Annotated in this window: 11 protein-coding genes; 6 read left to right on the top strand and 5 right to left on the bottom strand. The window is 76.2% G+C overall.

Annotation, left to right across the window (positions count from 1 at the left end; genetic code table 11):
• Window positions 1-503 precede the first annotated feature (503 nt).
• Window positions 504-821: a hypothetical protein gene (locus B9L22_RS13140; RefSeq protein WP_086150734.1), complete on the top strand. Its 318-nt coding sequence runs from the start codon at window positions 504-506 to the stop codon at window positions 819-821.
• A gap of 53 nt (window positions 822-874) precedes the next feature.
• Here the strand turns inward: B9L22_RS13140 and B9L22_RS13135 are convergent, their stop codons facing one another.
• The 3 genes from B9L22_RS13135 to glgX form a co-directional block, all read right to left on the bottom strand.
• A complete protein-coding gene (locus B9L22_RS13135) occupies window positions 875-2,050 on the bottom strand; it encodes a hypothetical protein (RefSeq protein WP_086150733.1) in 1,176 nt (391 codons plus the stop codon).
• Between the two features lie 20 nt (window positions 2,051-2,070).
• Window positions 2,071-3,825 carry an FAD-binding dehydrogenase gene (locus B9L22_RS13130; RefSeq protein WP_086150732.1) on the bottom strand — a complete coding sequence of 585 codons (1,755 nt, stop codon included), beginning with the start codon at window positions 3,823-3,825 and terminating at the stop codon, window positions 2,071-2,073.
• A gap of 137 nt (window positions 3,826-3,962) precedes the next feature.
• Window positions 3,963-6,401, bottom strand: a complete 2,439-nt coding sequence (gene glgX / locus B9L22_RS13125) for a glycogen debranching protein GlgX (RefSeq protein ID WP_369824832.1) — start codon at window positions 6,399-6,401, stop codon at window positions 3,963-3,965.
• A gap of 112 nt (window positions 6,402-6,513) precedes the next feature.
• On the opposite strand from glgX, the gene B9L22_RS13120 reads away from it, so the two are divergent.
• The 3 genes from B9L22_RS13120 to B9L22_RS13110 all read left to right on the top strand — a co-directional run bounded on the left by B9L22_RS13120 (window position 6,514) and on the right by B9L22_RS13110 (window position 10,612).
• On the top strand, window positions 6,514-7,329 hold the full coding sequence (locus B9L22_RS13120; protein ID WP_034655378.1) for an electron transfer flavoprotein subunit beta/FixA family protein: 816 nt from the start codon (window positions 6,514-6,516) through the stop codon (window positions 7,327-7,329).
• Between the two features lie 13 nt (window positions 7,330-7,342).
• Window positions 7,343-8,350 carry an electron transfer flavoprotein subunit alpha/FixB family protein gene (locus B9L22_RS13115; protein ID WP_085387578.1) on the top strand — a complete coding sequence of 336 codons (1,008 nt, stop codon included), beginning with the start codon at window positions 7,343-7,345 and terminating at the stop codon, window positions 8,348-8,350.
• 126 nt (window positions 8,351-8,476) lie between these two features.
• Window positions 8,477-10,612: a PhoX family phosphatase gene (locus B9L22_RS13110; RefSeq protein WP_086150731.1), complete on the top strand. Its 2,136-nt coding sequence runs from the start codon at window positions 8,477-8,479 to the stop codon at window positions 10,610-10,612.
• A gap of 61 nt (window positions 10,613-10,673) precedes the next feature.
• Here the strand turns inward: B9L22_RS13110 and B9L22_RS13105 are convergent, their stop codons facing one another.
• Entirely contained in the window at window positions 10,674-11,720 is a 1,047-nt protein-coding gene (locus B9L22_RS13105; protein WP_086150730.1) for an aminoglycoside phosphotransferase family protein, read from the bottom strand.
• 290 nt (window positions 11,721-12,010) lie between these two features.
• Between B9L22_RS13105 and B9L22_RS13100 the strand changes: the two genes are divergently transcribed.
• Window positions 12,011-13,243: a cysteine desulfurase family protein gene (locus B9L22_RS13100; RefSeq protein ID WP_086150997.1), complete on the top strand. Its 1,233-nt coding sequence runs from the start codon at window positions 12,011-12,013 to the stop codon at window positions 13,241-13,243.
• The gene (gene mnmA, locus B9L22_RS13095) at window positions 13,240-14,427 is read left to right on the top strand and encodes a tRNA 2-thiouridine(34) synthase MnmA (protein ID WP_086150729.1); all 1,188 of its coding nucleotides are present in this window, start codon (window positions 13,240-13,242) and stop codon (window positions 14,425-14,427) included. The genes B9L22_RS13100 and mnmA overlap by 4 nt, the downstream gene beginning before the upstream one ends.
• Here mnmA and B9L22_RS13090 read toward each other — a convergent pair.
• The gene (locus B9L22_RS13090; RefSeq protein ID WP_076406036.1) at window positions 14,400-14,828 is read right to left on the bottom strand and encodes an ester cyclase; all 429 of its coding nucleotides are present in this window, start codon (window positions 14,826-14,828) and stop codon (window positions 14,400-14,402) included. The genes mnmA and B9L22_RS13090 overlap by 28 nt on opposite strands.
• Between the last annotated feature and the right edge of the window lie 130 nt (window positions 14,829-14,958).

The raw sequence follows: 14,958 nt of genomic DNA, 5'->3' as shown, positions 1-14,958 counted from the left end.
CGGGTGCGTCAGGGTGACTACGTCGCCCCGCCCCCGCCCGCGGCCTCACCGGCGCAGCGGCGGCGGGACGCCGTCGTCGCGCGTGCGGTCGCCCTCGCGGGACGGTTGACGACGGACTACTGGTTCAGCCACTCGACCGCGGCCGTGCTGCACGGCCTGTGGACCTGGCGCCTCGCGGACGAGGTCCACGTGACGCAGCTCGGCAACCCGTCCGTGCGCCGGACCGATCCCGGGTTCCGCAGGCACTGGACGGCACTGCCCGAGAGAGATCGCGCCGAGCTCGGCGGCCTGCCGGTCACCTCGCTGGAGCGCACGATCGTCGACTGCGCCCGCTCCCTGAGCGCGACGTCAGGCATCGTGGTGGCGGACTCCGGGTTCCGTGCGGGGGCCGACGTGCGGAGGGTCGAGGAGGTCCTGGGGCGGCTGCCGGTGGGCGCGGCGTCCGGCGTGCGCGTCGGCTGCTCGCCGAGGCAGATGCCCGGTCGGAGTCGCCGGGGGAGAGCGTGGTCCGCTGGCTGGTGGTCGACGGAGGTCTCCCGCACCCCGAGCCGAACCACACGGCGACCACCTGGCGCGGCACGTACCGGCTGGACCTCGCGTGGACGACGTTCCGTGTGGCGGTGGAGTTCGACGGAGCCGTCAAGTACTCCGGCGGCGAGTACGGCGACCCGCGGGGCCGTCTGCTCGCGGAGAAGGCCCGGCACGACGCGCTGGTGGAAGCCGGCTGGCTCGTCCTGCGGGTGACGTGGGACGACCTCTCCGACCCCGACCTCCTCCTCGGCCGGATCCGGGCCGCGCTCGCGCGACGCGCCGCGAGATAGAGGCACCGACCGCGAGGTAGAACGCACAGAGCTCTACCTCGAGCCCGCAGCCTCTACCTCGCGGACGGGGGTGGGGCGAGGAGGTCGAGGTAGCGCGAGCGCGCGCACAGCACGTCGGCGAGCTGGGTCTCGATGCCATCCACGAACTCCTCGCGGTACACGGCGTCGACCTGCACGGAGATGGCGTAGTAGAGGCCGGTGAACGTCGCGATCGCGACGGAGACGCGCAGCAGCGTCTGCGTCACGACGAGGTCCGCGCCGCCGACGCCACCCCCGCCGACGAGCGAGAGCGTGCGCTGCCAGGTGCCGCCGTCGACGTCCCACAGCGCCATGACCTCGGGGGTCACCGTGAGCGTGCCGAGCGCCATGAAGAACACGCCCATGCCGAGGCTCACGACGAGGACCTGGAGGAGCTGGCTCGTCGCGATCATCGTCGCGAGGTTCGCCGTCTGGCCGCGGCTGAAGCGCGCCGCACGCTCGTGCCCGGGGTGGCGGGCGGCGGTCTCTGCGAGCGCCTCGCGCGCCTCCGCGGGCGAGCGCAGCCCGACGAACAGCACGACGAGCAGCGCGAAGAACGCGCCGAGCACGAGGTCGGCGACGCCGTGCGTGCGGTCGAACACCTGCCACACCTCGGCGTTGTAGAAGAGCACGAGGGAGAACACGAGCAGCAGCGGCAGCAGGCGCACGAGCCGCAGCAGGGCGGCGCCGAGCTCGTCGGTGACGCGCGCGAGCCCCCACCACAGCGACGACAGCACGCCGTACCCCACGACGACGCGCACGATCCCGAGCAGCACGAGGTTGCCGACGACGGTGAGCAGGGCGTCGCCCCACTGCCCGCCGAACACGACCGGCAGGAGGGCGGGCACGAGCACGAAGAACGCGAGCTCGGGGACGCCGACCGACTGGGGGAGCGTGGACCACGGCCGGCCCCGCACCACGTTGAGCCCCGCGTACGCGGCCGCGACGAGGGCCGCTGCGCCGACGAGCGCGAGCGCGTTCGCCCACGCGGGCCAGCCCGAGCGCACCGCGCCGGAGAGCTCGGCGAGCAGCACGACGAGCAGGAACGGCGCCGACCGCCCGAACACGTCGCGGTCGAGCGAGTGCCCCTCGACGAGCAGCGGGAGCCCGTTGCGGCGGAACAGGCGCTCGCACGCGGCGGTGTCGAGGTGGTCGACCGCCGCGGGGGCGCCGGGCGCGGGGGCCGGGGACGCGTCGTCGGGCACGGTCATGGTCGCCGACCCTACCCGGGTCAGCCCAGGTCGGCGGCGACCGCGCGGCCCGCGACACGGCCGGAGTAGAGGCACCCGCCGAGGAACGTCCCCTCGAGCGCGCGGTGGCCGTGCACGCCGCCCCCGCCGAACCCGGCCGCCTCGCCCGCGGCCCAGAGCCCGGGCAGCACGGACCCGTCCGCGCGCAGGACCCGCGCGGAGGTGTCCGTCCACAGGCCGCCGAGCGTCTTGCGCGTCAGCACGGAGAGGCGGACGGCGAGCAGCGGCCCGTCCTTCGGCGTCGTCAGGGGCCGTGGCGGAGACACGCGGATGAGCCGGTCGACGCGGTAGCGGCGCGCCATCGCCGTCGCGACGACCTGCGGGTCCTTGCCGAGCCCCGTGCGGACCTGCTCGTCGCGCAGGCGGACGACGCGGGCCAAGGCCGCCGGGTCGACGTGCCCGCGCGATCCCGGCGTCGCCTCGACGAGCGCGTTCATCCGGGCGGCGAGCTCCTCGGGGGTGTCGGCCCACACGAACTCCGGCGACTGTTCGGCGAACCGGGCGACCGGCCCGACGGCGCCGGGCAGCACCCGCTGGGCGAGGAGCCGCACGTCCTTGCCCGTGAGGTCGGGGTTCTGCTCCGAGCCGGACAGCGCGAACTCCGACTCCATGATCGCCTTGTTGAGCACGAACCAGGAGTGGTCGTCGCCGCGCTCGGTGACGTGCTGGAGCGCGCCGAGGGCGTCGAAGCCGGGGAACAGCGGGGCGGGCAGCCGGTTGCCGTCGGCGTCGAGCCACAGCGAGCTCGGTCCCGGCAGGATGCGGATCCCGTGGTCCGTCCACACCGGCGAGTGGTTCGCGATCCCTTCCGGGTAGTGCCACATGCGGTCCTCGTGCACGAGGGCCGCGCCCGCGTCGGCGGCGACGCCGATCATGAGCCCGTCGGTCGAGTCGGGCACGCCGGACAGCATGCGGGCGGGGAGCCGGCCCGCCGTCTGCGGCCAGCGCGAGCGCACGAGCTCGTGGTTCGCGCCGATGCCGCCCGAGGTCACGACGATGGCGCTCGCCGCGATCTCGACCTCCCCGACGACGTCGCGCGACGACGGCACCCCGCGCCCGGCGTCCGACGGCGCGAGCACCTCCGCGCGCACGCCCGTCACCGCGCCGTCGGTCACGACGAGCGACGTGACCCGGTGCCGGAACCGGACGTCGAGCAGGCCCGCGGCGCGCGCGTCCAGGGCGGCGCGGACGAACGGCTCGAGGATGCCCGGGCCGGTGCCCCACGTGACGTGGAAGCGGGGCACGGAGTTGCCGTGCGCGCCGGCGGCGGACCCGTCGGCGCCCGAGCGCACCGGGTACCCGCCGCGCTCCGCCCACTGCACGAGCGGGAACCACCGCACGCCCTTGTCGTGCAGCCAGCCGCGCATCTCCTCGGCGGCGAAGTCGACGAAGCCCTGCGCCCACGCGTAGCCGTGGCGGTCGGGGCCCTCGCCGCGGTCCGCGCCGGGCGCGAACTGCGCGGACCCGAGCCAGTCGTCGAACGCGAGCTCGGCGGAGTCCGTGACGCCCATGCGCCGCTGCTCGGGAGAGCCGACGAGGAAGAGCCCGCCGAACGACCACCATGCCTGGCCGCCCAGGCTCGCCGCCGGTTCCTGGTCGAGGAGGACCACCCGGCGACCCGCGGCCGTGAGCTCGGTCGCCGCGACGAGACCGGAGAGCCCGGCCCCCACGACGACGACCTCGGGGTCCTCGATCGCGGGAGAGGTGGGGGAGGAGTCGACCGCGCTGTCACTCATGCGGGAAGAGTAGAGCACGTGTCCAGACCTCGGCGGGCATGAACGACCACGGCTCTACCTCGGGGACCTCGGTTCTACCTCGCGTGACCACGGCTCTACCCCGGGCGACCACGCCTCTACCTCGCGTGACCTCGGCTCTACCTCGGCGGGGTGGGGGAGACGTACACGCGCAGGCTCAGCGCCTCGAGCCCGACGACGTCGCCCGGTCGGGCGGCGCTCTCGCCCGGGGAGCGGTCCGGGTCGTCCGGGTGCTCCCAGTCGGAGTCCCACACGAGCTCCCAGCGCTCGGGCTCGCCGCCCGCGGGGGCCCGCAGACCCGGGAGCGTCACGTCGACCGGGTCGAGCGCCCCGGTGAGCACGACGAGCACGTCGGCGTCGCCCGGCTCGGGGGCGGTGCGCAGCATCTGGAGCGTCCGGACGCCCGGGTCGTGCCACGCCCCGTGGTCCAGCGGTCCGCCGCCGGCGTCGAACCACGCCAGGTCGGGCACCGCCATCGGGCGGGGGCCCTGGCCGCTGCCGGCCGCCGTGCCGGCCCCCGTGCCGGCCCCCGTGCCACCTTCCCCACCGGCCCCCGTGCCGGCTGCCGCACCAGCTCCCGCACCAGCTGCCGCGCCGGACACGGCACCGGCTGGGCCGTCCGGCGCCGCCGGGCGCGGGCGGCCGGTGAAGAACGCGTCGGGGCGCAGCGCGGGGTGCTCGCGCCGCAGCGCGAGGAGGTGGCGCGCGGTGGCGAGCAGGTCCTTGCGCCACGGGGACAGGTCCCACGACACCCACGACGTCTCGTCGTCCTGCACGTAGGCGTTGTTGTTGCCGCGCTGGGTGCGGCCCATCTCGTCGCCCGCGGTGATCATCGGGGTGCCCGCGGCGAGCACGAGCGTCGCGAGGAGGTTGCGGATCGAACGGCGCCGCAGCGGGGCGATCTCGACGCCGAGCCCGTCGAGCACGCCGCCCGCGGTGGCGTCCGGCGTGACCGGGCCCTCGAGCCCGTGGTTCCAGGACCGGTTGTCGTCCGTGCCGTCCCGGTTGTTCTCGCCGTTCGCGAGGTTGTGCTTGTGGTCGTAGGCCACGAGGTCGGCGAGCGTGAAGCCGTCGTGCGCGGTCACGTAGCTCACCGACGCCACCGGCCCGCGCACGAGCGGCGGGTCCGAGTGGCCGAACAGGTCGGCCGACCCCGCGAGGCGCGTCGCGAGGTCGCGCACGCCGTGCCCCGGGCGCCCGTGCGACGCCTCGCGCGCGTCCGCGAGCCAGAACTGGCGGGCCGCGTCGCGGAACCGGTCGTTCCACTCCGCGAGCGGCGGCGGGAACTGGCCGGTGCGCCAGCCGCCGGGGCCCACGTCCCACGGCTCGGCGACGAGCTTGAGCCCGCACAGCACCGGGTCGGTCTGGAGCGCGACGAGGAACGGGTGGTCCGGGTCGAACCCGGTCGCGCCGCGGCCCAGCGTCACGGCGAGGTCGAACCGGAAGCCGTCGACCCCGACGACCTCGGCCCAGTACCGCAGCGAGTCGAGCGCGGCCCGCACGACCGCGGGGCGGCGGAAGTCGAGCGAGTTGCCCGTCCCGGTGACGTCCGCGAGGCGCGCGGGCGTGCCGCCGTCGTGCAGGTAGTACCCGGCGTTGTCGAGGCCGCGCCACGACAGGTGGTACCCGTCGGCGCCGCCCTCGCACGTGTGGTTGTGCACGACGTCGAGCAGGACCTCGATCCCCGCCTCGTGCAGCAGGTGCACCATGCCGCGCACCTCGTCGAGGACGGCGGCCGGTCCGGCGTCCTGCGCGTCGCGCGTCGCGTACGCGGCGTGGGGCGCGAAGAACCCGAGCGTCGAGTAGCCCCAGTAGTTCGTGCGGCCGCTCGCGAGCAGGTGCGGCTCCGGCACGTTCGCGTGCACGGGGAGCAGCTCGACGGTGGTCACGCTGAGGCTCCGCAGGTGCTCGATCGTCACCGGGTGCGCGACGCCCGCGTACGTCCCGCGCAGGTGCTCGGGCAGCGCCTCCAGGCGCTGCGTGAGCCCGCGCACGTGCGCCTCGTAGACCACCGTGTCGCGCCACGGGACGCGAGGGCGGGGAGCGAGCGTCCCGGCCGGCTCGGCGACCACGACGGCGTGCGGGACGAACGGCAGCGAGTCGCGGGGGTCGGGCGGGCCGTACGGGTCGTCGCCGACCTGGCCGCGGATCGCCGGGTCGTCGACGAGCTCGCCGACGAGGCCCCGCGCGTACGGGTCGACGAGCAGCTTCGCGGGGTTGTGGCGCAGCCCGGCCGCGGGCTCCCACGGGCCGTGGACGCGGAAGCCGTAGCGCTGGCCGGGGCGGACGCCCGGGACGTGCGCGTGCCAGACGCCGTAGGCCGGCCCGGCGAGCGGGACCCGGCGCTCGCGGTAGCGCGCCGGGTCGTGCGCGGGCAGCGCCGGGTCGACGACGTCCACGAGGCACAGCTCGACGGCGGTCGCGTGCGACGCGAGCACGGCGACGTCGACGCCGTCCCCGGCGGGGCGCACCCCGAGCGGCGGGACGAGGGCGTGCCGGTCGACGCTCCCGGGCGCGGTCGGCGGGGCGGGTCTCGGGTCGGGCGACGGCTCGTGCACCCGTCCATTGTGGCGGGTGTCACCGGCTCCTCCGGTCGCCCGCCGGTAGGCTTCGGCGGAGCGGGCCGGGTACCTCTCCGGCCGACCGCCCAGCGCACAGGGAGAGCAGCCGATGCGGATCGTCGTCGCCGTGAAGTACGTCCCGGACATCCACGCCGACCGGGGCTTCGAGGACGGCCGCGTGGTGCGCCGGGCCGACGAGGGCACGCTCAACGAGCTCGACGAGAACGCGGTCGAGGCCGCGCTGCGCCTCAAGGAGGCGCTGCCGGAGGCGGAGCGCGAGACCAGCGAGGTGGTCGTGCTCACCGTCGCGGGGCCGGACGCCGACGGCGCCGTGCGCCGCTCCTTCCAGCTCGGCGCGGACCGCGGCGTGCGCGTGAGCGACGACGCGATCGCGGGCTCCGACTACTTCGGCACCGCGCGCGTGCTCGCCGCCGCGGTGCGCCGCCTCGCGGACGAGGCCCCGGTGGACGTCGTCGTCACGGGCATGGCCGCGCTCGACGGCCTGGGCTCCGTCGTGCCGGCGCTCCTGTCGGCCGAGCTCGGCCTGCCGCAGCTCACGCTGGCCGGGAAGCTCGAGGTCGAGGGCGAGCCGGGCGCGCGCACCGCGCGCGTCACGCGCGAGCTCGACGGCGTCGAGGAGGTCCTCGAGGCGCCGCTGCCCGCCGTCGTGTCGGTCACCGACCATGCGAACGACCCGCGCATGCCCAACTTCAAGCTCATCATGGCGGCGCGCACGCGCCCCGTGGAGGCGTGGAGCCTCGCCGACCTCGGCGTCGACGCCGCGCTCGTCGGCGACGCCGGAGCCCGCACGCGCGTGCTCGACGCGTCGCCGCGACCGCCGCGCCCCGACGCCGAGATCGTCGTCGACAAGGGCGAGGGCGGCCGCGCCCTCGCCGAGTTCCTCATCCGCAACGACCTGGTCTGAGAGGCGTCCGCACATGAGCACTCCCGGGGCCCGTACCGTCCTCGTCCTCCTCGACTCCGCGGCCACCGAGCTGCGGACGCCCGTGCTGGAGCTGATCACCCTCGGCCGCGCGCTGGGGCGCGTGGAGGCCGTCGCGCTCGAGGCGCCGAGCGTCGGCGTCCTCGCCCAGCTCGGTGCGCACGGCGTCGCGCTCGTGCGCCAGGCCGAGCCGTCGTCGGGCGGGGAGGTCGTCACCGGCGACGCGCTGCACCTGACGCCCGTCGTCGCCGAGGTCCTCGCCGCCGCCGCGCGCGCGTCGCACGCCGACGCCGTCCTGCTGACGTCGTCGTTCCCGAACAAGGAGGCCGCGGCGCGCCTCGCGTTCCTCACGGGCGCCGGCCTCGTCGTCGACGCCTCCGCGCTGCACGACGACGGCACCCACCTCGTGGCCGACAAGCGCGTCTTCGCGGGCTCGTGGGACGTGCGCAGCGAGATCCTCACCGACCCGGCGGTGCTGACGCTCCGCGCGAACTCGGTCGTGCCGCAGCCGGCGGACGCCGCCGTCGCGACCGAGGTCGAGGCGCTGCGCGTCGAGCTGACCCCGGCGGCGACCGCGGCGCGCGTCGTGTCCCGCACGGTCGACGCGTCCGCGGGCGCGGGGCGCCCCGCGCTCGGGGAGGCCGCGATCGTCGTGGCCGGGGGCCGCGGCACGAACGGCGACTTCGGCCCCGTGGTCGAGCTCGCCGACGCGCTCGGCGCCGCCGTGGGCGCGACGCGCGACGCCGTCTACGAGGGCTGGCACGACCAGTTCGTCGGGCAGACGGGCGTCACCGTGGCGCCCCGCCTGTACATCGGCGCGGGCATCTCGGGCGCTCCGCACCACCGCGGCGGCATGCAGGCCTCGCAGGTGATCGTCGCGGTGAACAACGACCCGGAGTGCCCGCTGTTCGAGATCTCGGACTTCGCGGTCGTCGGCGACCTCGCGGACGTGCTGCCGCAGGCGGCCGAGGTGCTGCGCGAGCACCGGGCGTCGCAGGGCTGAGCACCCGGCCGGCGCCGAGAGTTCACCCGGTGTCCTCCGGGCGGTGGTCGGCCGGTCATCGATCGTTCCTAGCGTCGGGCCGACTCCCCGGTGACGGGGAGGCCCCCCGACCCGTGGAGACGACCGATGACGATCACGCCTGCCCCTGAGCATCGCCCCCTGCTCTCCGTCGCGCCGCACGCGCGCGGCAAGCGCAGCCCCGTCACCTGCCGGCTGAAGTGCGCGGACGCGTGCTCGCACCCGGTCCCCAACGAGAGCGCGAACGAGACGTTCCGCGACGTGGTCGCGGGCGCGCTGTCGCGCCGCGCGCTGCTCGGCGGGCTCGCGGTGGGAGCCGCGGCCGTCGTGCTCGGCGCGCAGACCGTCGCCGCGCCGTCCGCGGCCGCCGCCCAGGGCGTCGTGGCGCACGGCGGCCACGGCGGTGGCCGCCCGCAGAAGGGCCTCGCGTTCGGCGCGATCTCGCCCCAGCCCGCGACGCGCGACGCGCTCGTCGTCCCCGAGGGCTACCGGTGGCGCCCGGTGATCCGCTGGGGCGACCCGATCCTGCGCGGCGGCGCGCCGTTCGACGTCTCGCGCCAGACCCCGGAGCAGCAGGCGCGGCAGTTCGGCTACAACAACGACTACCTCGACATCCTGCCGTTCGAGCGCCAGCACGCCCTCGCCGGCGGCCGGGGCGCGGGCAAGGGGCCGGGCCGGGGGACGCGCGGGCTGCTCGTCGCGAACCACGAGTACACGAACCCGGCGATCATGTTCGACGCCTCGTACGACGCCCCGACCCGCCGGGCGATCGAGCGCGCGGCGCACGGCATGTCCGTCGTCGAGGTGCGCCGTCGTCGGACCGGGACGCCGTGGGACTACGTGGCCGACAGCCGGTACAACCGCCGGGTGCACCTCGGGACCGAGTTCCGCCTCACCGGGCCCGTCGCGGGGTCGGACCTCGTCAGGACGGTCGCCGACCCGTCGGGGACGCGCGTGCTCGGCACGCTCAACAACTGCGCGGGCGGCACGACCCCGTGGGGCACCGTGCTCTCGGGCGAGGAGAACTACAACGGCTACTTCCGCACGTCGGGCACGGGCCACGACGCGCGCTACGGCCTGCGCGACGCCGCGACCGGGTACGGGTGGGAGCTCGACGACCCGCGGTTCGACGCCCGCAACCCCGGGTACGAGAACGAGCCGAACCGGTTCGGCTGGATCGTCGAGATCGACCCGTACGCGCCCGACGAGCCGCCGGTGAAGCACACCGCGCTCGGCCGGTTCAAGCACGAGGGCGCCAACGTGATCCTCTCGCGCCGGGGGAACGCGGTCGCGTACATGGGCGACGACGAGCGCTTCGACTACGTGTACAAGTTCGTCTCGTCGCGCACGATGCGCCCGGGGAACAGCGAGGGCGCGCGCCGCCACAACAAGACGCTGCTCACCGAGGGCTCGCTGTACGTCGCGCGGTTCCGCGGCGACTCGCCGGCGTCCGAGATCGACGGGTCGGGCGCGGTGCCGTCCGACGGCGCGTTCGACGGCCGGGGCGAGTGGGTCCCGCTCGTCGTCGACGGGCGCAGCGAGGTCGAGGGCATGACCGTCGAGGAGGTGCTCGTCTACACGCGCGTCGCGGCCGACAAGGTCGGGGCGACGAAGATGGACCGCCCCGAGGACGTCGAGCCCAACCCGGTCACGGGTCGCGTCTACGTCGCGTGCACCAACAACACCGCGCGCGGGCCGGCGGCGGCCGAGGCCGCGACCGAGCCGAACCCGCGCAACACCAACCGCGACGGGCACGTCGTGGAGATCGTCGAGGACCGCGACGACGCCGCGTCGCTGACGTTCCGCTGGAACCTGCTGCTCGTCGCGGGCGACCCCGCGACGAACACCTCCACCTACTTCTCGGGCTACCCGAAGGAGAAGGTCTCCCCGATCTCCTGCCCGGACAACCTCGCGTTCGACGCCGAGGGCAACCTGTGGATCTCGACCGACGGCCAGCCGAGCACGATCCAGAAGTGCGACGGGCTGTTCAAGGTCACGCTCGACGGCCGCGAGCGCGGGCGGGTCGAGCAGTTCCTCTCGGTGCCGCGCGGCGCCGAGACGTGCGGGCCCGTCGTGGACTCGGCGGACCGCATGGTCTACGTCGCGGTGCAGCACCCCGGCGAGGACGGGACGTTCGACGCGCAGGTGTCGCACTTCCCGGACTACCTCACGCCGGGCGCCCCGGTGCCGCCGGGAGCCTTCGCCGGGCCGCGGCCCGCGGTCGTGCAGGTCTGGCAGGACTGACGCCCGGGCCCCGACGCCACGACGGCCCCGGCGCCATGACGGCGCCGGGGCCGTCACGCGCTCAGAGCCCGAGCTGCTCCAGCCACGCGACGGCCGCGACGCCCTGGGCACGCTGGAACGGTCGCAGGCGAGGGATGGTCGGGATCGCGGGCTGCCGCGCGGAGTGCAGAAAGTACCCGGCGATCCCCGCGACGACGGCGCGCAGGTCCGTGGGGTGCACGTCCTGGCCGAGCGGGTGCGCGGCGAACGTCGCAGCCGCCCAGGCGCCCCCGCGTGCGCGTCGCGCCGGGTCGGCGCTCACGGTGACGGGCTCGCACACGTCCCGGACGCCCTGCATGACGACGCTCGGCAGGAGCATCGCGAGGTCGAGCCACGCGGCGCCGCGCGACGCGTACGGCCAGTCGACGAGGTACACCTTCTCCGGGGTCAGCAGCACGTTGTCGGCGCGCAGGTCGCCGTGCACGAACGACTCGCCCTCGCACGCGACGAGCGCCCCGCGCTCGGCCTCGGCGAGCGCGTCGAGGTGCGTCGCGGCCCAGGGCACGAGCGTGGCGAGGCCGGGGTCGGGGTGCGCGCGCAGGGCCCGCCAGCCGGTCGCCATGTCGGCGAAGTCGGGGCCGGTCGGCGGCAGGCGCATCGCCCGGGCGCCGGGCACGGACGCGACGCGGACGAGCGCCGCGAGCACGCGGTCGAGCTCGTGCGGGTCCCACGGCGTGCCGGGCGAGCGCCCGTCGACCGCCTCGTACGCGAGGGCGACCCAGTCGCCGTCGCCGTGGCCCCAGGCGAAGCGCGGCGCGGGGACCGCGCGGGGCAGCCGCGTCGCGACCTTCGCCTCGGCGCGGTGCAGGTCGGCGGCCACGGGCTCGTCGGCGGTCCGTGCGGCCTTGACGAAGAGGCGGCTGCCGTCGTCGAGCGTGAGGACGGACGCGAGCCCCGGGCTGAACCCCGCCGGGACCGACCGCTCGTGCACGACCCTGCCCCCGGCGACCGCCTCCAGCTCGTCGCGCAGCGCGAGCGGCAGGTCGGCCCAGAGCAGGCGTCGGCCGCCCGAGGCGACCGGGACGTCCCCGGCGGCCTCGACGGCGGGCGGCGCGACGTCGTCGGGCATCGAGAGGCCACTTCCCCTGTCGGTGGCTGGACGGTCCCGCCCGCGGCACGTTCCCGTCCCGCGGCGACGTGTGGCGCGCGACGGCGGTCCTGCGACCGGGCGAGCGCCCGGCGACGGCCGGGCGTAGATGTCCCACAACCTAGCGCTTTCCGCCGGGATGTCCAGCGCCGCCCACCCCTCGGACCACGAGCGCGGCCCTGCGGTTCGTAGACTGGGTGACCGTGACCCTTGCTCCCGGCCCCGCGACCGGCGCCCGCCCCGGCGCGCACGGCGGGCCGACCCCCGTCCCCGTGACGGCGTACCTCGACCACGCCGCCACGACGCCGCTGTCCCCGGCGGCGCGCGACGCGTTCGTCGACGAGCTGACCCGCACGGGCAACCCGTCGTCGCTGCACGCCGCGGGGCGCGCCGCGCGGCGCACGGTCGAGGAGGCGCGCGAGTCGGTCGCCGCCGCGCTCGGCGCGCGACCGAGCGAGGTCGTCTTCACGGCGGGCGGCACGGAGGCCGACAACCTCGCGGTCAAGGGCCTGTTCTGGGGCCGGCGCACCACCGACGCGCGCCGGCGGCGCATCGTCGTGTCCGCCGTCGAGCACCACGCGGTGCTCGACCCCGCGTTCTGGATGGCGGAGCACGCGGGCGCCGAGATCGTCCTGCTGCCCGTGGACGCCGAGGGGCGCGTGGACCTCGCCGCCCTGCGCACCGAGATCGCGGAGCACGCCGACGAGATCGCCCTCATCTCCGTCATGTGGGCCAACAACGAGGTGGGGACGCTGCAGCCCGTGCCGGAGGTCGTGCAGCTCGCGCGCCCGCACGGCATCCCGGTGCACTCCGACGCCGTGCAGGCCGTCGGGCAGGTGCCGGTCGACTTCGCCGCGAGCGGTCTCGACGCGATGACCGTCTCCGGGCACAAGCTCGGCGGCCCGGTCGGCGTCGGCGCGCTCGTCGCCCGGCGCGACGCCCCGCTCACGCCGGTGCTGCACGGCGGCGGCCAGGAGCGCGGCGTGCGCTCCGGGACCCTCGACGCCCCGGCGATCCGGGCGTTCGGCGTCGCGGTGACCGAGGCGGTCGCGCGCCGCGCCGAGCGGGCCGCGCACCTCGCCGCGCTGCGCGACGAGCTCGTCGCGGGCGTGCGCGAGCGCGTCCCGGACGCCGTCCTCAGCGGGCCCGAGCCCGGCGCGCACGACGGCGTCGACCGCCTGCCCGGCAACGCCCACTTCACGTTCCCCGGCGCCGAGGGCGACTCCCTGCTCTACCTGCTCGACTCTGCGGGCGTGCAGGCCTCGACCGGCTCGGCGTGCCAGGCCGGCGTGCCGCAGCCGTCGCACGTCCTGCTCGCCATGGGCGTCCCCGAGGCGGACGCGCGGGGTGCGCTCCGCTTCTCGCTCGGCGTGACGTCCACGCGCGACGACGTCGCGCGCCTCCTCGACGCCCTGCCCCGGGCCGTCGAGCGCGCCCGGGCCGCGGGCCTCGCGTCGAGCCCGGCGCGCACGCGCGTCACGAGCCGCACGGGAGGCGCCGCGTGAGGGTCCTGGCCGCCATGTCGGGCGGCGTCGACTCGGCCGTCGCCGCGGCGCTCGCGGTCGAGGCCGGGCACGAGGTGGTCGGCGTGCACATGGCGCTCTCGCGCGACCGCGACCAGTTCCGCACCGGCTCGCGCGGGTGCTGCTCGATCGAGGACGCGGGGGACGCGCGGCGCGCGGCCGACGTCCTCGGCATCCCGTACTACGTGTGGGACCTCTCCGAGCGGTTCGAGGACACGGTCGTGGCCGACTTCCTCGCGGAGTACGAGGCCGGGCGCACCCCCAACCCGTGCGTGCGCTGCAACGAGCACATCAAGTTCGAGGCGCTGCTCGACAAGGCGACCGCGCTCGGGTTCGACGCGGTGGCGACCGGCCACTACGCGCGCGTCGAGACGCGTGAGGTCCCCGACGCGTCGGCGCCGGACGGGGTGCGCACGGTGCGCGAGCTGCACCGCTCCCCGAACACGGCGAAGGACCAGTCGTACGTCCTCGCGGTCATGGGTCCCGAGCGGCTCGCGCGGGCGATCTTCCCGCTCGGCGGCTTCGCGTCGAAGGACGAGGTCCGCGCCGAGGCGGCGCGGCGCGGCCTGTCGGTCTCCGCGAAGCCCGACTCCTACGACATCTGCTTCGTCGCCGACGGCGACACCCAGGGCTTCCTGCGCGCGCGCCTCGGCGCACGGCCGGGGGAGATCGTCGACGCGGAGGGCACGGTGCTCGGCGAGCACGACGGCGCCTACGCGTACACGGTCGGCCAGCGCAAGGGGCTCGGGATCGACCGGCCCGCGCCCGACGGCCGCCCGCGCTACGTGCTCGACGTCCAGCCCGCGAGCAACCGGGTGGTCGTCGGCCCGGCCGAGCTGCTGAGCGTCGACCGGATCGAGGCGGGTGCCGCCGTGTGGTTCGACGACGCGTGCCCGCCCGCGGGGGAGGCGGCCGACGTCGAGGTGCAGGTGCGCGCGCACGGCGCGCCCGTCCCCGCGCGCGTGCGCGCCGTCCCCGGCGGGTCGATCGAGGTCGAGCTCACCGGCACGCCGCTCCGGGGCGTCGCGGCCGGTCAGTCGCTCGTCGTCTACGCCGGCACGCGCGTGCTCGGTCAGGGCACGGTCGACCGGGCGTACCGGGCCGGCCGAGGCCCCGGCGCCGCGCGCGAGCCGGAGGCTCAGCCGACGCCGACGGCCGCCGGGTGAGCGAGCGCCCGCACGAGCGCCGACTCGTCGCGCACGCACCAGTGCTCGGCCGCGCGCCCCTCGGTGAACCGCAGCACGTGCATCTCGCGGACGCGGAAGCGGCGGCCCGTCGGCGCGACGCCGCGGAAGTAGCCGGTGTGCCGCGCGCTGAGCTCGACGTGCAGCGCCACGAGGTCGCCCTCCGCGACCGCGTGCAGCACCTCGACGCGCTGGTCCTCGAACGCGTCCGCGTACCAGTGCATGGTCGCGACGAGGCCCTCGTCGCCCCCGTCGCCGCCCGGTGCGGCGTCGTGGTTGCGGAAGCCCGGCGCGAGCAGCGCCGCGACGGCGTCGGCGTGGTTGCCCGGGATCGCGTGCGTGTGCACGGCGACGGCGGCGGCCTTGTTCTCGTGCGTGCCCATGGCGGGGTCCTTCCGCGGGACGGCCGTGCGGCCCCCGGACCCCGGCGGGGTCGCGGCACGGCTCGGTGTTCCGGTGTGCTCCTGGAGAGAGGTGGACGGCACGTGGTTCGTGACGAGGTGCGCGGTCTGC

The sequence above is a fragment of the Cellulosimicrobium sp. KWT-B genome (genome assembly GCF_002127155.1).
Lineage (GTDB): Bacteria > Actinomycetota > Actinomycetes > Actinomycetales > Cellulomonadaceae > Cellulosimicrobium > Cellulosimicrobium funkei.
This window is presented reverse-complemented; position numbering and strand designations above follow the sequence as displayed.